8 protein-coding genes are annotated in these 18,943 nt (G+C 63.0%); all 8 read right to left on the minus strand.

What is annotated here, in order from left to right:
• The coding region (locus tag RE4_RS17220; RefSeq protein ID WP_255246885.1) for a non-ribosomal peptide synthetase at positions 1-10,957 on the minus strand (10,957 nt) is incomplete at its 3' end.
• Between the two features lie 459 nt (positions 10,958-11,416).
• Complete coding sequence (locus RE4_RS17225) at positions 11,417-12,022, minus strand: 3-oxoacid CoA-transferase subunit B (RefSeq protein WP_174531772.1); 606 nt, start codon at positions 12,020-12,022, stop codon at positions 11,417-11,419.
• A 41-nt stretch (positions 12,023-12,063) separates the two neighbouring features.
• Positions 12,064-12,819, minus strand: a complete 756-nt coding sequence (locus RE4_RS17230; RefSeq protein WP_042453312.1) for a CoA transferase subunit A — start codon at positions 12,817-12,819, stop codon at positions 12,064-12,066.
• 3 nt (positions 12,820-12,822) lie between these two features.
• The gene (locus RE4_RS17235; RefSeq protein WP_020906880.1) at positions 12,823-13,650 is read right to left on the minus strand and encodes an HpcH/HpaI aldolase/citrate lyase family protein; all 828 of its coding nucleotides are present in this window, start codon (positions 13,648-13,650) and stop codon (positions 12,823-12,825) included.
• Complete coding sequence (locus tag RE4_RS17240; RefSeq protein WP_020969025.1) at positions 13,647-14,135, minus strand: MaoC family dehydratase; 489 nt, start codon at positions 14,133-14,135, stop codon at positions 13,647-13,649. The genes RE4_RS17235 and RE4_RS17240 overlap by 4 nt, the downstream gene beginning before the upstream one ends.
• Positions 14,132-15,295: an acyl-CoA dehydrogenase family protein gene (locus RE4_RS17245; protein ID WP_020906879.1), complete on the minus strand. Its 1,164-nt coding sequence runs from the start codon at positions 15,293-15,295 to the stop codon at positions 14,132-14,134. Before RE4_RS17245 ends, RE4_RS17240 begins: the two co-directional genes overlap by 4 nt.
• Complete coding sequence (locus tag RE4_RS17250; RefSeq protein WP_060939079.1) at positions 15,295-17,334, minus strand: acetyl-CoA carboxylase biotin carboxylase subunit; 2,040 nt, start codon at positions 17,332-17,334, stop codon at positions 15,295-15,297. Before RE4_RS17250 ends, RE4_RS17245 begins: the two co-directional genes overlap by 1 nt.
• A gap of 5 nt (positions 17,335-17,339) precedes the next feature.
• Positions 17,340-18,929: a carboxyl transferase domain-containing protein gene (locus tag RE4_RS17255; protein ID WP_021334316.1), complete on the minus strand. Its 1,590-nt coding sequence runs from the start codon at positions 18,927-18,929 to the stop codon at positions 17,340-17,342.
• Positions 18,930-18,943 lie beyond the last annotated feature (14 nt).

Consider the following 18,943-nt stretch of genomic DNA (forward strand, 5'->3'; position numbering starts at 1 on the left):
TCTGGCCAGCACTGAAGCGGGACAGCAGGTTTCGTTCACCATCGGCCAAGATGTCAACGTCACCCACCGCTACGGTGGGATCAGCAGTCACCGCACGGAAGGTCCGTACCAGCCGATCACCGAATTCCACAACGGTCGACTCGTCGAACAGATCCGTCGCATACGTCAAAGAGGCGGACATTCCGGCGGGTGCGCCGGCCTCGTCGGTTCGTTCGGTCAGGGTCAACTGGAGGTCGAATTTCGCCAACGCAAGATCGGCACTTTCGATCGACACTTCGAGGTCGCCCAGTTCGAGCGTTGTCTGTTCGTGGTTCTGGAACGTCAACGCCACCTGAAACAGCGGATGACGAGCCTGCGAACGAACCGGATCGAGAACCTCCACCACACGCTCGAACGGAACATCCGCATGCGCGAACGCCTGCAGATCCACTTCACGCGCCGAAGCCAACAGATCCGTGAACGACATCGACGGATCAACCTCGGTACGCAACACCAAAGTGTTGACGAACATACCGATCAGATCGTCGAGCTGCGCCTCACCGCGACCCGCGATCGGTGTACCGATCGCGATGTCGGTCGTTGCGGACAAACGAGAAAGTACGACGGCGAGCGCTGCGTGAACAACCATGAACGGTGTCGAGTTACTGCTGTGCGCAATCGAATTGACAGCTCCGTGCAGAGTGGCGTCGATATCGAACTCGACCTCGGCTCCGCGCCCTGAAGCGACCTCGGGACGCGGACGATCACCAGGCAGATCCAACTGCTCCGGAAGATCAGCCAACGCACCCGACCAGAACGCAATCTGCTTCGCGATCACGGACTGCGGATCCTCCTCGAACCCGAGAACCTCACGCTGCCACAACGAGTAATCGGCGTACTGCACCGGCAACGGCGTCCAAGCCGGCACGGACGCTCGTGTACGTGCTTCGTAGGCAACCATCACGTCGCGGGTCAACGGGCCCATCGAGAAACCGTCGGTCGAGATGTGATGCACCACGAACACCAGGACGTATTCGCTGTCGCCGACTTTGAAGAGCTTGGCGCGCAACGGGACTTCAGACGTCACGTCGAAGCCGACCGTCGCCAGCTCTGCGACGCCTGCAGCCAGGCGATCTTCCGTGATCGACACGGGGCTGAGATCGACAACAACGTCTCGAACGTCACGGATTTCCTGGTACCCGACGCCGTCGACGTCCGGATACAGCGTCCGCAGTGATTCGTGTCGGCCCACGACATCGATCACGGCAGCGTTGAGAGCTGCCACATCGAGGGCGCCCGAAATCCTGATCGCCGCCGGAACGTTGTTCACTGCCGACGCGGGTTCGAACCTGTTCAGGAACCACATGCGCTGCTGCGCCAACGAAAGTGGGATCCGAGCGGGCCGGGACTGCGGGATCAGTGGGGCCGTGGCACCCGAACCGGCGTGCAGCTCGAGCCGGAGGGCGAGTGACTGCACGGTCGACGCTTCGAAGAGCGCACGAACCGGAACGCTTGTGTCAAGCGCCTCCCCCAGCCGTGCGGCGACACGGGTCGCGATCAGCGAGTTGCCTCCGAGCTCGAAGAAGTCGTCGTCGCGGCCAACCTGTGCGACTCCGAGAACTTCGGAGAACACCTGCGCGACAGTCTCTTCGACGGTCGTGATCGGCGCCTGATACACCTTCAACTCGAACACGGGCGATGGCAGAGCTTTGATGTCCGTCTTGCCCGCGGTGGTCAACGGAATCGAATCGAGCACCAGGACCGAGTCGGGAACCATGTAGCCGGTGAGGAACGTCGACACCGACTCGATGACCTGTGCGGGATCCACCTCGGCGCCGGCCTGTGGCACCACGTATGCAACGAGGCGATCGCCGAAGTGATCGTCGGAGCGTACAAGAGCAACAGCTTGCGCAACGCCCGCGCATCGGGTCAGTGCGGCCTCGATTTCGCCGAGTTCGATACGGAACCCACGGATCTTGACCTGGAAGTCGCTGCGGCCCACGTACTCCACCGCGCCACCGTCGATCCACCGGACCACGTCACCCGTGCGGTACAACCGCTCTCCCGGCGCCCCGAACGGGTCTGCGACAAAACGACCCGCCGTCAATGCCGGCTGTCCCAGGTATCCACGAGCGACCTGAACACCCGACACGTACAACTCACCTGCGACACCAACCGGCACAGGCTGCAAGCGGCCGTCCAAGATCCGCGCGGCCATACCTCGAATCGGGCCGCCGATGTTCATACGATCAAACGCGGTCAGCGTATCGCTGATGTTCGAGGCGACTGTCGACTCCGTCGGACCGTACGCATTGAAGAATCCACGCACACCGCCATCCGGAAGCGGCACCGCCCACTTGGCAACGAGAGACCGCGAACTGGCTTCGCCACCGACGACAACCACCCGCAACGCGTCAAGCCCGCTCGGATCCACTGATGCCAGCGCAGCGGGCGTCACGAACGCATGCGTCACGCCCTCCGAGCGCAAGATCTCGGCCAGTTCCGCGCCGCCGTACACCGTCGTCGGCGCAATCACCATCGTCGACGCGGATCCGAATGCCATCAGCAACTCGAGGACAGACGCATCGAAACTCGGCGAGGCGAAATGCAGCGTCCGAGCATCCGCGGTCAGCGCATAGCGCTCGACCTGCTCGGCACAGAAATTCGCCACACCGGCGTTGGTGACCACAACGCCCTTGGGCAGACCTGTGGTGCCGGACGTGTAGATGACGTACGCAGGCTGCCGCTCGTCGATCGCACTACGTCGATCCGAATCACTCACCGGCGCGCAAGATTCTGCCGCGCACGCCGCCACTGTCTTCTCGTCGTCGAGAACAACCCACGTCAACGCCGACGGCAATCCTGCCTCGACGTCACTGAGCGCAAGACCCAGCACCGCACCGGAATCGGAGATCATGTGGGCGATACGGTCAACCGGATACGTCGGGTCGACGGGCACGAACGCAGCACCCGTTTTCGCCACTGCCCACAGAGCGAGAACCGAATCGGCCGAACGCGGAATCGCGATCGCGACCCGATCCTCCGGCCCGACACCCTTCGCAATCAGAACACGAGCGAGTCGCGACGACCGCTCGTCGAGTTCGCGGTAGCTGATCGACTCACCGTCGAAGCGAATCGCATCCGCCGACGGATCCACAGCGGCCGCCGCTGTGAGAATCTCGACCAGGGTTCCCGAGACCGACTGACCTCCATGAACATCGGCCAGCACACCCCGCTCGGCCGCATCGAGAATATCGATGTCACCGACGACAATCGAAGGAACCGACACGACAGTCTCGAGGATACGAACCAGACGCCGAGCAAACCCCTCGACCGTCGAGACGTCGAACAGATCTGCAGCAAAAGTGAATTCGGCCGAGAGCCCTTGCTGGATCCCGTCTTCGCCGATCGACTCGGTTACTGCGAGTTCGAGGTCGAACTTGGCAGTGGTCGTGTCGATTTCGGCGGCCTTGATCGCCAGTCCCGGCAGTTCCAATGCCGTTTGCGCGAGATTCTGCAAGGACAGCACAACCTGGAACAGCGGATGTCTGGCCTGCGACCGGGCGGGAGCCAAGACGTCCACCAACCGCTCGAAGGGCACGTCCGAGTGAGCGAACGCTCCGAGCGCAGAATCACTCGCTGCAGCGAGCAGATCCGTGAATGCCTGGGCCTGGTCGACCTCGGTGCGCAGAACAAGCGTGTTGACGAACATACCGACGAGATCGTCGAGCGCCTCGTCGCCGCGACCGGCAACGGGGGTGCCCACGGCGATGTCCGAGGTCCCGCTCAGTCGGGCCATCAGAACGGCAAGCGCCGAGTGCAACGCCATGAAGAGCGTTGCGTTGTTCTCCCGTGCCAGCGCGTCCAATCGACGGTGCACATCCCCGGAGATCTCGAACGCGAATCGCTCGCCGCGCATCGACGCCACATCAGGCCGAGACCGGTCCGACGGAAGCTCGATCACATCCGGTAGGTCTACCAGAGTCTCGGTCCAGTACGAGATCTGCTGCGAGATGAGTGATTCCGAGTCGTCTTCCGACCCCAGAACCTCACGCTGCCACAACGAATAGTCGGCGTACTGCACAGTCAACGGCTGCCACGCCGGCGCGATCGCGTCCTTGCGTGCCGAGTAGGCAATCATGACATCGCGTGCCAGGGGCGCCATCGACCAACCGTCAGCGGCGATGTGATGAACCACGATCGCGAGGGTGTGCTCGGTGTCGCTGACCGTCAACAGGCGGACACGGATCGGCACGTCGACGGTGACGTCGATCGCTGAGGATCCGATTGCAGCGACTCGACTTTCGAGCTCGTCCGGATCCGAAACCGACTCCACGGTCAGTCCGCCGAACGCCTCCGAAAGCGACAGAATCGACTGCTTCGGTCCGGAAGCCCCGTCCGGATATACCGTTCGGAGCACTTCATGCCGGGCCAGTACGTCCTCGAGCGCAGTTTCCATCGCGGCAGTATCGAGTTGACCAGTCAGGTGCAGAGCAAAAGTGATGTTGTAAGCAGCTGAGTCGGTGTCGAAGCGGTTCAGGAACCACATGCGCTGCTGCGCCAGCGACAACGGAATTTCCGCGGGACGCACCTGTGCGACGAGCGCCTTCTGCCCGCCGCTACCTACGTGCGACTCGATGTGTGCGGCGAGCGCCTCGACGGTGGAAACGTCGAATAGCGTTCGCACCGGCACCGTAGTGTCGAGCGCCCGCCCCAATCGGGAGGTGACCTGAGTAGCCACCAGGGAGTTGCCACCGAGTTCAAAGAAGTCGTCGTCGAGGCCGACTCGTTCCACTCCGAGAACATCCGCAATCACCTGCGCGACAATCTCTTCCACCGGCGTAGTGGGTGCACGAAACTCGCGGACCTCGAAAACAGGCTCCGGCAAAGCCCGGCGATCCAATTTGCCCACCGGGGTCAACGGAACCTCGGCGAGTTCCATGATGACGGACGGAACCATGTAGCTCGGCAGAGACTCTGCCACGAACGAGGCGAGCACGTCCCGATCGAAACTCGACCCGTCAGCCAGTTCGACGTAGGAAACGAGGGTTGTGACACCCGTCGCGCCTTCGCTTCCGACCGTCACCGCGAAGCGCACAGACTCGTGCGAGGACAGAACTGCGTCGATCTCACCGAGTTCGATACGGAATCCGCGAACCTTGACCTGGAAGTCACTGCGGCCGGCGTATTCGAGAACCCCCGCGTCACCGCGCGCGTCTCCGCCGGTCCAGCGCACGACATCGCCGGTCCGGTACATTCGCTCGCCATCCGGCGAATACGGGTTGGCAACAAACCGTTCCGCAGAAAGACCTCGCCGCTCGTGGTAGCCGCGAGCCAATGCAGCGCCCGCAAAGTAGAGCTCTCCCCTGGTACCGACTGGAACAGGATGCAGACGCTCGTCGAGTACCAGTGCCGACATGCCCTCGACGGGACGCCCGATGTCGATCGATCGGCCGATCGCGAGATCGCCGAACGACGAGATGATCGTGGTCTCGGTCGGACCGTACCCATTGAAGTAGGCGCGCCCTGGGGCCCATTTCGCCAGCAACTCGGGAGTGGTCACGTCACCGCCGACGGAGACGACTCGCAATTCAGGCAGCTCTGCCGGCTCCATGGTCCCGAGTACTGCGGGAGTGATGATCGCGTGTGTGACCTTCTCGGAATGAAGAAGATCCGACAACTCGTGTCCACCGATAATTGTCGACGGAACGATCACCAAAGTTGCACCCGCAGAGAAGGCGACCATCCATTCGAGTACCGACGGGTCGAAGCTCGGCGAACAGATATGGAGGAAGCGTGAGGACTGTTCTACCTCGTAGCGACGCTGTGCTGCGTCTCTGACCCCACGGAGACCACCGTGAGTGACGCTGACACCCTTCGGTTTTCCCGTGGAACCGGATGTGTAAATGACATATGCAACGTGAGAACTGTGAATCGGAGCGATTCGGTCCTCGTCCGTGACCGGCGCTGAAGATTGCGTCGACAGTTCTCCGTTCAGCGCCTGGCCGTCAAGGACCAACCATTCTGTGACCGCAGGAAGCTGATCTACGAACTGTCCCGACGTGAGTCCGATCGCGGCCGAAGAATCGGCCAGCATGTGCCGAACACGATCTTCCGGATAGCTCGGGTCGACTGGGACGTATGCCGCCCCTGACTTCGCCACCGCCCATACTGCACAGACCATCTCGTACGAGCGAGGAAAGGCGAGAGCAACAATGGTCTCGGGGCCGGCGCCCCGTCCGATCAGAACCCGTGCGAGCTTCGACGACTGCTCATCGAGCTCGCGGTAGGTGATCGATCGACCCTCGAAGCGAACAGCAACCGAATCCGCCTCAGCCGTGCCGGACAGGAAGATGTCGACGAGACTCTGCCGGGGCATCGTGTCATCCGCGGCTACGACCGTCAGATCGGTGCGCTCGGAGCGTGAGAGCAGGTCGATATCGCCGACGATCGTTTCAGGTCGGGTAGCCACGGCATCGAGAATGCGCACGAACCGAGTAGCGAAAGTGTTCACCGTGGCCGGATCGAACAAGTCCGTGGCGTAGGTGAAGGTGGCACTCAAGACATCCGCGTCTTCGGTTCCTTCGGGATTCTCGGACACCATGAGTTCGAGATCGAATTTGGCGACCGGTACTTCCAATTCAGCTGCAACTGCTTTGACACCTGAGAATTCCAGTTCGCGTCGTCCACTGATCTCCGCAGTGAGCGCAACCTGGAACAGCGGGTGACGAGCCTGCGAACGCGCCGGACTCAGGACTTCGACCAACCGCTCGAACGGCACATCGGCATGCCCGTAGGCAGACAAGCCCGATTCCCTTACCCGAGCGAGCAACTCTTCGAATCGTTCGTTCGGATCGACCTCGGTGCGAAGCACCAGGGTGTTCACGAACATGCCGATCACGTCATTGAGCGCTTGATCGCCTCGCCCGCCGATCGGGGCACCGATCGCGATGTCGGAGGTACCACTGAGCCGGCTCAACAGCGTTGCATATGCCGCCTGCAACACCATGAACAGCGAGACGCTCCTCGAGCGCGCCAACTCGTTCAACTTGCGCGTCGTGCGTTCGCTGATCTGAAAATGGTGCTTGGCACCGTGATTGGACGCGATGGCAGGACGAGGTCGGTCGGTCGGCAGATCCAACTGATCCGGCAAATCGGCAAGTGCCCGGCGCCAGAAGTTGATCTGGCGAGACGACTCCGAGCGCGGGTCTTCGTCGGATCCCAGTGCTTCGCGCTGCCACAGGGCGTAGTCGGCGTACTGGATCGGCAGCGCCGTCCACGCCGGCGCAGACTTCTCACTTCGCGCCGAGTATGCGACGAGAAGGTCACGTGCGAGCGGACGGAACGACAGTCCGTCTGCAGCGATGTGATGGAGAACCATCACCAGGACGTAGTCCGTCGGAGACACCTCGAAGAGGGCAACCCGTACCGGGATTTCGAGCGTCACGTCGAAGCCGCGAGACGCCACGTCGAACAGCGCCGCGTCGAGATGCGAATTCCGAATCTTGACCGGATTCAACTCCACCGCGGCCCGGTCGACCGGCAGAACCAGCTGTTGCGCGGTTCCGTCGACATCAGGGTAGATCGTCCGCAAGGACTCGTGTCGCTCGAGAAGATCCATCACCGCGGCATGCAGGGCGGACGGGTCCACCGAACCGGTGAGCCGGACCGTGAACGGAAGGTTGTACGCGGGCGTCGACGGATCGAGACGGTTGATGAACCACATGCGCTGCTGTGCAAGCGAGAGCGGGACAACCTGGGGACGAGGCTTGGCGATCAGCGGGGTGAGCTGCCTGGCGTTACCCGCCACAGACTCGGCGCGGGCCGCCAAGGTAGCGACCGTGGTGGACTCGAAAAGCTCTCGAACGCCGAGTTGCACTCCCAAGGCGGAACCCACGCGGGTCACCAACTGTGTTGCAACCAGCGAGTTTCCACCGAGTTCGAAGAAGTCGTCGTCGATACCGACGCGCTCGACACCGAGAACGTCGGCAAAGACGTCAGCGACAACCCGCTCGATTTCGGTGCGGGGCTCGCGGTACTGCTTCGCACTCGCGAACACCGGCTCGGGCAACCCGGCACGATCCAATTTGCCACTCGTGTTGAGCGGCAACGCATCGAGCACCATCAACGCGGCCGGAACCATGTACGAAGGGAGGCTTCGACCGGCGAACTCACTGAGCACAGCAGCATCGATGTTTCGGCCCGGGCCCGGCACGACGTAGCCGACCAATTGATCACCGGTCGGGGTGACGGTCACCAAGACAACAGCCTGGGAAACGTCGGGGTGTGCCAGAAGGACGGTCTCGATTTCGCCGAGCTCGATGCGCTGTCCACGGAACTTCACCTGGAAGTCGGTACGCCCGATGTAGTCGAGGTTTCCGTCCTCACGGCGGCGGACGAGGTCGCCGGTCCGGTACATACGCTCACCGGCCGTGCCGTACGGATTGGCTACGAACCGATCCGAGCTCAGGTCCGGTCGACCAACGTATCCGCGCGCGAGTTGAACGCCGGCGAGATAGAGCTCACCCGGCTGCCCGATGGGGGTCGGGCGAAGTTGTCCGTCCAGTACGTGCGCCTGAGTGTTCCACTGCGGCATACCGATCGGCACGGAAGTAGTATCCGTGGCCACGGCCTCGTAGTACGTGACCGACACCGCGGCTTCGGTCGGACCGTACAGGTTGTGCAGTCCGGCTCCACAGAGTTCGCGGAAGGCGGAAGACGTCTCGGGCGGGAGCGCCTCGCCGATGACGAACACGTGGCGCAACGAATCACAAGATCCGGCAGGTGCATTCGCAGTGAACAGCGTGAGCATGGATGGCACGAAGTCGGTGATCGTGACGCCGAGCTCCGCGATCTTGTTCGCCACGTAGATCGGGTCTCGATGACCGTCCGGAGTCGCGACGACGAGCGTGGCGCCGACCTGCAACGGCATGAAGAATCCCCACAGGGACACGTCGAATGTCGTAGCGGTCTTCTGCAGGTAGATGTCCGACGCCGAAAGCCCGTACTCGGCGTTCATCCACTGAAGCTGATTGTTGATCGCCGCGTGAGTGACCGCGACACCCTTGGGTCGACCGGTCGAACCCGAGGTGTAGATCACGTAGGCAGTGTTCGAGAAATGCAAGGGAGACAGGCGATCTGCGTTGACGATCGGCCTGCTGTCGAGCTGCCCATAGTCCAGCGTGTCGATCTCGAGGACCCGTGTGCCCGAGGGCAGATCCACGTCGTCCCGCGCAGTGGTCACAACACACGTGGGCTGCGCCGACTCGAGAATGTAGGCGGTGCGTTCCGCTGGGTGGTCGGGATCCACCGGCACCCAGGCTCCGCCGGCCTTGGCAATCGCGTACAGACCGACCATCAAGCCCAAAGACCTGCGGATCGACAGTCCTACAAGCGATTCGGGCCCAACACCCATGGCGATGAGTTGACGAGCCAAACCATTTGCGCGAGAGTCGAATTCGGCGTATGTGAGGCTGGCGCCTTCGAAAACGACAGCGGTGGCATCGGGAGTTCTCTCGACCTGACGCTCGAATGCTTCGGTGATGGTCTGCGAGGCAACGTGGAAGCCGGTGCGGTTCCACAAGGCAACCTTGTTTCGCTCCTCGTCGGTTGCGACAGGAAGATCCCAGACCTTGCGGCTCGTTTCGGCCGAGACGAACTTCTCGAGAAACTCCACGAACCGCGAGTGATTTCGCTGGGCGTCCGCGGGCGCGTACAGATTGGGATTCGACTCGAAATCGATGTGCGTACGGGTGTCGCCGACGCTCTGGTACAGGTTGACACCGAGGTCTTCGATCAAACCCGTGGACAGGATGTGAAGCTCGCCGACGAGGGGCCCGAACGCCAACTCGGTGGAAAACATCATGATGTTGATCCAGGGACCGAAGAATCCGCCCCGACCCGGTCCGTCACCCCCGCGAACCATGTCCTCGTGTCGGTACCGCTGGTGACGCAGAGCGCCGGACATTTCGTTCCTGACATCGTCCAGAAGCTCCTGGACGGTGGTGTCCGCAGTAACGGTCAGGCGCAGTGGGACGACGTTGGAGACCATGCCACCGGATCGACGCAGCACGGCTGTCGTTCGACCGGAGACGGGCAGGCTCAACGACACGTCCTCTCGTCCGGTCATCTGAGCGAGGTATGCCGCAAACGCCGCGACTACGGTTCCGGCAACAGTGGTCTTCTCCACGCGCTCGAGGAAGCGCCCGAGCAGCGCCTCGACATGGTTGGACAGCGCTGCACTGTCGATCCGACTGACTGGAGCAGGCGCGGCACTTCGACCCGCGAGGCTCGAGATCTCGTCGAGATTCTCGATCTTGTCTGCCCAGTACTTGCGATCGGTTTCGAAACGACTCGACTGGCGGTACTTGTTGTCCACCTCGTAGACGTTCCGGAGATCGGAGGCCTCACTCGGCTCCGGATCCCGGCCCTCCACGCGCGCCGAGTACAGCTCCGCCACACGAGTGACGAACGTCGACGCACCGAAACCGTCGAGAATTGTGTGGTGGACCCGCGTGTACCAGTAGTAGCGGTTCTCGCCGAGGCGCAGGATCGTGGCAGAGATCAGTCGGTCCGTAAGCATGTCGATCGGCCGACTGCGATCTGCTCGCATCCACCGCATGGCGGCGTCGTGCGAGTCGTCTTCACTACGAAGATCGACGTAGCCGACTGAATCATCGAGTGTGGGGTCGATGATCTGGTACGGCTGGGCATCGATCTCGAAGATCCGCACGAAGGCCGACCCGATTTCGCGACCGGCGTCTGCACAGGCCTGGCGAAGGGCGTCAAGCTCCAGAGCACCACGGAGTTCGACGTACTGGGCGATGTTGACCGGTACTGCGGGATCAAGGTGCTGCGCGAACCACATACCGAGCTGGGCCGCCGAAAGTGGGAATGCGTCTGATCGCTGAACGTCTTCCGGCGAGCTGCCGACCTCCGGCTTGCCGCTCCCCAGTTCTCCGTTACCCAGCGAATTCACGCCCACAGCCTCTCTTCCACACCATTGCGCACCCGTGCGAGCCGAACGTCCGATTCGCAGCAGCTACCGACCTCATCCAACCTCGACGAGCCAGAACCACCCATTGTCTCCGATACATAGGTGACAAGAGAAATCCATACCCCGGTGTATCGACGGTTTTGCTGCAATTCGTTACAAATCGCCCAGCTCATCTACCCCCCGATCGCATTGCCGAAACGCACGGTTCAGACACTGTGCGCGACATCTCCACCCCTGGAACAATCAATTTGCTGCCGACGATCTGCACCCCCATCCACTTCAGTCACCTCGGACAATTTACAGGCCCCTCAGCTACTTGGTGCCCGAGCTCGAACGAGATTCGACAGTCGCTGATCGAGACTATCTGTACACGCCGACAGACCGACGAAAGAACGCGCCGACCAGCGGTCGGCGCGTTCTTTCGATTGAAGGTACGAAGCTTCAGGAAAAACCCACACCAGTCACACTCTTCAGGTGTTCACTGGTGACACCTGGAGCCAGCTCCACAAGCTCCAGCCCGTCCGCGGTGACGTCCAGCACTGCCAGGTCGGTGATGATCCGGTGGACGACGCCCTGCCCGGTAAGCGGCAGGGTGCACGCCTCGACGATCTTGGGGTTTCCGTCGCGATCGGTGTGCTCCATCACGACGATGACGCGGCGGGCACCGTGGACCAGGTCCATCGCCCCGCCCATGCCCTTGACCATCTTGCCGGGGACCATCCAGTTGGCGAGGTCACCGGTCTTCGACACCTGCATCCCGCCGAGCACCGCGGTGTCGATGTGACCGCCGCGGATCATCCCGAACGAGAGGGCCGAGTCGAAGAACGCGGCACCAGGATTGACAGTGACGGTTTCTTTACCTGCATTGATGAGGTCGGCATCGACCTGATCATCAGTCGGATACGGTCCGGTACCGAGGATGCCGTTCTCGCTGTGCAGGACCACCTTGACACCCTCGGGCAAGTAACTGGGGATCAGCGTCGGCAGGCCGATACCGAGGTTGACGTACTCACCCGGCCGCATCTCGGCAGCAGCGCGAGCGGCCATCTCGTGGCGGGTCCAACCGATACGAGTTTCCTCTGCGCTGCTCACTTGGTACCCCCTGAGACGGTCCGCTTCTCGATCCGCTTCTCCTGTGGGCCTGTGTGCACGACCCGCGCGACGAACACTCCAGGTAGGTGCACGTGCGCGGGGTCGATGTCGCCCGGCTCGACGAGGTTCTCCACCTGCGCGATGGTGATCCGGCCGGCCATGGCAGCAAGCGGGTTGAAGTTCATCGCCGTCTTGTTGAAGACGAGATTTCCTTCGGTGTCACCGTAGTCCGCGTGCACGAGCGCGAAGTCAGCCGTGATCGCCTCTTCCAATACATACGTGCGGCCACCGAACACTGCCGTCGCCTTCGGGGGCGACGCCACGGCGATCGAACCGTCCGCGTTGTATCGCCACGGCAAGCCGCCCTCGGCGATCGGTGTGCCGACGCCGGCCGGAGTGTAGAACGCCGGGATGCCGGTACCGCCAGCTCGCAGCCGCTCGGCCAGCGTCCCCTGCGGCGTCAACTCCACTTCGAGCTCACCGGCGAGATACTGGCGGGCGAACTCCTTGTTCTCCCCCACGTACGACGCCGTCACCCTGGCGATCCGGTGCGCGCCGAGCAGAATGCCGAGACCGTAGTCGTCGACACCGCAGTTGTTGGAGAACACCTCGAGATCGGTGGCGTCGCCGTCGGCGATCGCCGCGATCAGTGCGTCGGGAATACCGCACAGCCCGAAGCCGCCCACTGCGAGCCTGGATCCGCTCGCGATGTCGGCAACTGCCTCAGCTGCCGTATTCACGACTTTGCTCATCCGTTAGTTCTCCTTCTGCTGAAAGATTCCGGCTCGGTGAAGAAGCTTCTCGGCGTGACGAAGAACGGGAGCGTCGACCATCTTGCCCTCGAACGCGAACACACCACGTTCAGTAGACACCGCGGCAAGCACTCGTGTGGCCCAGTCGATCTCTTTTTCCGAAGGTGCGAAGGCACCACGGATGACCTCGACCTGACTCGGGTGGATCGCAACCTTCACGTCGAAGCCGACTGCGACAGCATCAGCGGACTCGACGCCCAGGCCGACGAGGTCCTTGATGTCGAGATAAACGGAATCGACAGCCAACCGGCCGTAGCTCTTCGCAGCCAGGAGAGACGTCGATCGGACGTGCTTGGCAACGTCGCGGTACGAACCGTTCGGGTGCCTGCTCGAGTTACCGCCGAGACCGGCCACAAGATCCTCGGCTCCCCACATGACACCGATGGCGTTCGCAGCAAGCGCGATGTCGGCCACGGCGAGGGCTCCTCGCGGGGACTCGACGAGTGCAACCACGTCCGCCGGTGCGAGCGAGAGGACGTCCTCGGCCGATTCGCACTTGGACAGCATGAGACGCGAATAGTGTGTGCCGTCCAGCGCGATCAGATCGAGTTCGTGATCAGGCGTACCGACCGGATTGACGCGCACAATCGTCCGGTCCGGATCGAGAGGAGTGTCGATCAGGGCTGCACGTGCGGCTTCTTTGTCGGCCGGAGCCACCCCGTCTTCGAGATCGAGGATCACGACGTCGGCAACGGCGGCCGCCTTCGCGTAGCGCTCGGGACGATCCGCCGGGCAGAACAACCAGGCCGGCCCCGGCGGCGTCCACGTCATGAGGACACCTCTGCCGGACGCAGTTGCACCAGGGTCTTGCGCGTGGCCAGTGCGACGACGTCGCCGTGCTGGTTACGCCCGGTGTGCACGAGCGTCACGATGCCTTCACCTGGACGACTCTTCGACTCGCGCTTGTCCGCGATGAGCGTCTCGGCATACAAGGTGTCGCCGTGAAAGAGCGGCTTCGGGAAGCTGATCTCGGAGAAACCCAGGTTCGCCACGATGGTGCCCTGCGTCAACTGCGCGACCGAGAGGCCGACGATGGTCGACAGGGTGAACATCGAATTGACCAGCCGCACACCGAATTGAGTGCCTTCGCTGTACGCAGCATCAAGATGCAGCGCCTGCGTGTTCATGGTCAAAGTCGTGAACAGGACGTTGTCAGCCTCGGTCACCGTCCGGCCTGGGCGATGCTCGTAGATCGCGCCGACCTCGAACTCCTCGAACCAGAGTCCGCGCTGAGTGATCTTCTTGGGGTTCGTCACAACCCTGCCTCACGGGCGATGAGCATCAACTGCACCTCGGTGGTTCCCTCACCGATTTCGAGGATCTTGCTGTCACGGTAGTGGCGCGCGACGGCGTACTCGTTCATGAAGCCGTATCCGCCGTGGATCTGGGTGGCGTCGCGGGCGTTGTCCATGGCAGCTTCGGAGGAGATGAGCTTGGCGATGGACGCCTGCTTCTTGAACGGCTTGCCCGACAACATGAGTGCGGCCGCGTCGTAGTACGCGGTGCGGGCCACGTGGGCGCGAGCCTCCATGCGCGCGATCTTGAACGCGATCGCCTGGTTGTGTCCGATGGGCCGACCGAACGCCTCGCGCTCCTTGGCGTACTTGATCGACTCGTCGACGCAGCCCTGGGCGGCACCGACGCTCAACGCGGAGATGGCGATGCGGCCTTCGTCGAGGATGCGCAGGAAGTTCGCGTAGCCGCGGCCACGCTCACCGAGCAGATTCTCTTCGGGGACACGAACATCGGCGAACGTGAGGGGATGGGTGTCGGATGCGTTCCAGCCGACCTTGTTGTACGCCGGCTCGGCCGTGAAGCCCGGCGTCGTGGTCGGCACCAGGATCGTCGAGATCTCCTTCTTGCCACCGTCCTTGACACCCGTGACCGCGGTGACCGTCACGAGCTTGGTGATGTCGGTGCCCGAGTTGGTGATGAACTGCTTGTTGCCGTTGATGATCCACTCACCGCTGTCGAACTTCGCGGTGGTCTTTGTGCCGCCGGCGTCGCTACCCGCACCCGGCTCGGTCAGGCCGAAAGCAGCCAACGACTTTCCGCTGGTGAGCTGCGGGAGCCACTCTTCCTTCTGCGCCTCGTTGCCGAAACGGTAGATCGGCATGGCGCCGAGGGACACACCAGCTTCGAGAGTGATCGCGACGCTCTGGTCGACCTTGCCCAGCTCTTCGAGCGCCAGGCAGAGTGCGAAGTAGTCGCCGCCCATTCCGCCGTACTCCTCGGGGAACGGCAGGCCGAACAGTCCCATGTCGGCCATCCCGGCCACTACCTCGTACGGGAAGGTGTGGTTGGCGTCGTGCTCGGCAGCAACCGGTGCCACGACGGTCTTCGCGAAATCCGCAACAGTCTTGGCGAGCTGCTGGTATTCGTCCGGAAGCGCTCCGGTGGCAAGGTAATCGGACATCAGGCGTCTTCCTTCTGCGTCGTGTTCTCGGTCTTTTCTTCTGCAGCCTCTTCGTCCGCGACAGGTACCACGCGGGCCAGAACCTGATCCACCATCACCTGATCGCCCTGACGGACAAGCACTTCCACGATCCCGTCGATCGGGGACGTCAAGGAGTGCTCCATCTTCATGGCCTCGACAACGACGAGTGGTTGTCCCGCGCTCACTGCCGCGCCGTTCTCGACGTTGACTGCGATGACGGCACCGGGCATGGGGCTGGCGATTTCGGCGTCACCGGCATGCTTGTCCTCACCGCGAACGCTGACTTCGGCAACCTCGCGCACGTGCCAGGTTCCGCCGCCCGCCAGCCACAGACCACCATCGGTCTCGGCGACGACAAACGTGCGTCGGCGTCCGTCGATGACTACCGCCAGTTCGGATCCCGTCAGGGTCGCGCTGAATGCGCGCGGCTGTGAACCTTCGACCTCGACCTTTGCATCGGCGGGAACGCCGACGATCGCAACGTGCGACGTTCGGGTGCCGGCGGCGAGCCTGATGCTGGTCGGAGCGGGAGTTCCGACGCGCCATCCACTCGGGACGTCCCAGGGATCAACGGATTCCGAAGTTGTCCATCGCGAGAGCCAGCGATACGCCGCGGCAGCAATGAGAACCTCGTCGGAGGCGTCGGCTGCGACAAAGTCTTCGACGCGACGATCGAGCAGACCGGTGTCGAGGTTGCCCGCGATCACATCCGGATCAGCGAGGAGGAATCGTGCGAACTCGATGTTGGTCACGACTCCGAGCACTGCGGTGTCACCGAGTGCGCGATCGAGCTTGCGCAGTGCGCCCGCCCGGTCGGGGGCGTGGGCGATGACCTTGCTGAGCATCGGGTCGTAGTCACTGCCGACGACGGTGCCTGCGAGCAGTCCCGAATCGACGCGCACGCCGGAACCTGACGGCTCGACCAGATCGACGACGCGGCCGCCGGTCGGCAGGAACCCACGGCCCGGATCCTCCGCGTACACACGAGCTTCGATAGCGTGCCCGGTCAGTGTGATGTCGCTCTGGGAGAAGGCCAACTTCTCCCCTGCTGCCACACGAACCTGCCATTCGACCAGATCCAGTCCGGTCACCATTTCGGTGACGGGGTGCTCGACCTGCAGGCGAGTGTTCATCTCCATGAAGAAGAACTCGTCCGGCTTGTCGGCGGAGACGATGAACTCGACAGTGCCGGCGCCGGTGTAATCGACGCTTCGAGCGGTGTTGCAGGCTGCCGCGCCGATCCGGTCACGGGTCACCTGATCGAGCAGCGGCGACGGAGCCTCTTCGATGACCTTCTGGTGACGCCGCTGCAGGCTGCATTCGCGCTCACCGAGGTGAACGACGTTGCCGTGCTGGTCGGCGAGAACCTGGACCTCGATGTGCCGGGGCCGCAGGACGAATCGCTCGAGGAACAGGGTGTCGTCGCCGAACGACGACGCGGCCTCACGGCGGGCACTGCGAAGAGCCTCGGCCAGATTGGCCGGATCCTCGACCAGACGCATTCCCTTGCCACCGCCGCCTGCCGAAGGCTTGACCAACACCGGGTAGCCGATGTCCTCGGCCGCTGCGATCAGTTCTTCGTCGGTCAGATTGGGGCGAGCGATACCCGGGACCACCGGCACGTCGAACGCGGCAACCGCGTTCTTCGCGGTGATCTTGTCACCCATCACCTCGATGGCCCGCTCGGAGGGGCCGAGGAAGGCGATTCCGGCGGCCGCGCAGGCAGCCGAGAACGCCGAGTTCTCCGACAGGAAGCCGTAACCGGGGTGAATGCCCTGAGCACCGGTGGACTTGGCAGCGTCGATGACCTTGTCGATGACGAGGTAGCTTTCACGCGCCGCGGCCGGTCCGATGTTGACGGCAGTGTCGGCCTCGCGGACGTGGCGAGCATTCGCGTCGGCGTCGCTGTAGACGGCGACGCTGCGAATTCCCAACTCACGCAACGTGCGGATCACGCGAACCGCGATCTCACCGCGGTTGGCCACGAGAACAGTATCGATAGTGCGCAACTCAGTCATTTCGCTCACATCCGGAAGACGCCGTAGGAGACCGGCTCGATCGGTGCGTTTGCGCACACCGAAAGGGCCAGGCCGAGAACAGTTCTGGTATCTGCGGGATCGATGACACCGTCATCCCACAGCCGCGCAGTGGAGTAGTACGGATTGCCCTGAGCCTCGTACTGCTCACGGATCGGCGCCTTGAAGGACTCTTCATCCTCGGCCGACCACGGATTGCCCGCGCTGTCGAGCTGCTCGCTACGAACCGTCGAGAGCACCGAAGCTGCCTGCTCGCCGCCCATGACCGAGATGCGCGCGTTCGGCCACATCCACAGGAAGCGAGGCGAATACGCGCGTCCACACATGGAATAGTTGCCGGCGCCGTACGAGCCGCCGATGACAACTGTCAGCTTGGGGACGCGTGCACACGCAACTGCCGTGACCATCTTGGCGCCGTGCTTGGCGATGCCGCCGGCCTCGTAGTCGCGTCCCACCATGAAGCCCGCGATGTTCTGCAGGAACAGCAGCGGCACACTGCGCTTGTCGCACAGTTCGATGAAATGTGCTCCCTTCATGGCGGATTCGCCGAAGAGAACGCCGTTGTTGGCGATGATGCCGACCGGGTGGCCCTCGATGTGGGCGAAACCGGTGACGAGCGTCTTGCCGTATTCAGCCTTGAACTCCTGGAACGCGCCACCGTCGACGAGCTTGGTGATCACCTCGTGCACGTCGTACGGAGTACGGGGATCGGTCGGGACGACGTCGTACAGCTCGCTCTGATCGGCGACGGGCGGAACCGTGGAAATGACGTCCCACGGGCGCTCGGAGCGGGGGCCGAGCGTGGCAATGATGTTGCGCACGATACGAAGTGCGTCGCGGTCATCCTCGGCCAGGTGGTCGGTGACGCCGGAAACCTTGGAGTGCAGGTCGCCGCCGCCGAGCTCTTCTGCCGTCACGATCTCACCGGTGGCTGCCTTCACCAGCGGCGGGCCGCCGAGGAAGATGGTGCCCTGGTTGCGGACGATCACTGCTTCGTCGCTCATCGCGGGCACGTAAGCGCCGCCCGCGGTGCACGAACCGAGAACTGCGGCGATCTGGGGAATCCCCTTGGCGCTCATGGTCGCCTGGTTGTAGAAGATCCGGCCGAAGTGCTCACGGTCCGGGAAGACCTCGTCCTGGCGCGGCAGGAAGGCGCCGCCGGAGTCGACGAGGTAGATGCATGGAAGGTTGTTCTGCAGCGCAACTTCCTGCGCGCGCAGGTGCTTCTTCACCGTCATCGGGTAGTACGTGCCGCCCTTGACCGTCGCGTCGTTGGCAACGATGACGCACTCCCGGCCCGACACACGGCCGATACCGGTGATGACGCCGGCGCCGGGGCACTCGTCGTCGTACAGGCCGTTGGCCGCCAGCGGCGACAACTCGAGGAACGGGCTGCCCTGGTCGAGCAGCGAGTCGACGCGATCTCGCGGCAGCAGTTTCCCTCTGCTCACGTGGCGCTCGCGAGAGCGCTCGTTGCCACCCAGCGCTGCTTGCGCCAGTTTCTTCTTCAGTTCGTCCACCAGAACGGTGTGATCGGACCGGTAGCCCGATCCTTGCGTGATTCCACTGGGAGTCATCCCGCCGCCTTCGC

The sequence above is a fragment of the Rhodococcus erythropolis NBRC 15567 genome (assembly GCF_001552595.1).
Classification (GTDB): Bacteria; Actinomycetota; Actinomycetes; order Mycobacteriales; family Mycobacteriaceae; genus Rhodococcus_F; species Rhodococcus_F erythropolis.

Bases quoted from the DNA above. Each gene is read 5' to 3' on its own strand.
- RE4_RS17225 (WP_174531772.1), bottom strand. From the start codon at position 12,022: ATGGCCGCTCGCGCTGCTGCCGAGATGCGGCCGGGTGAGTACGTCAAC.
- RE4_RS17230 (WP_042453312.1), bottom strand. From the start codon at position 12,819: ATGAGCAAAGTCGTGAATACGGCAGCTGAGGCAGTTGCCGACATCGCG.
- RE4_RS17235 (WP_020906880.1), bottom strand. From the start codon at position 13,650: ATGACGTGGACGCCGCCGGGGCCGGCCTGGTTGTTCTGCCCGGCGGAT.
- RE4_RS17245 (WP_020906879.1), bottom strand. From the start codon at position 15,295: ATGTCCGATTACCTTGCCACCGGAGCGCTTCCGGACGAATACCAGCAG.
- RE4_RS17250 (WP_060939079.1), bottom strand. From the start codon at position 17,334: ATGACTGAGTTGCGCACTATCGATACTGTTCTCGTGGCCAACCGCGGT.
- RE4_RS17255 (WP_021334316.1), bottom strand. From the start codon at position 18,929: ATGACTCCCAGTGGAATCACGCAAGGATCGGGCTACCGGTCCGATCAC.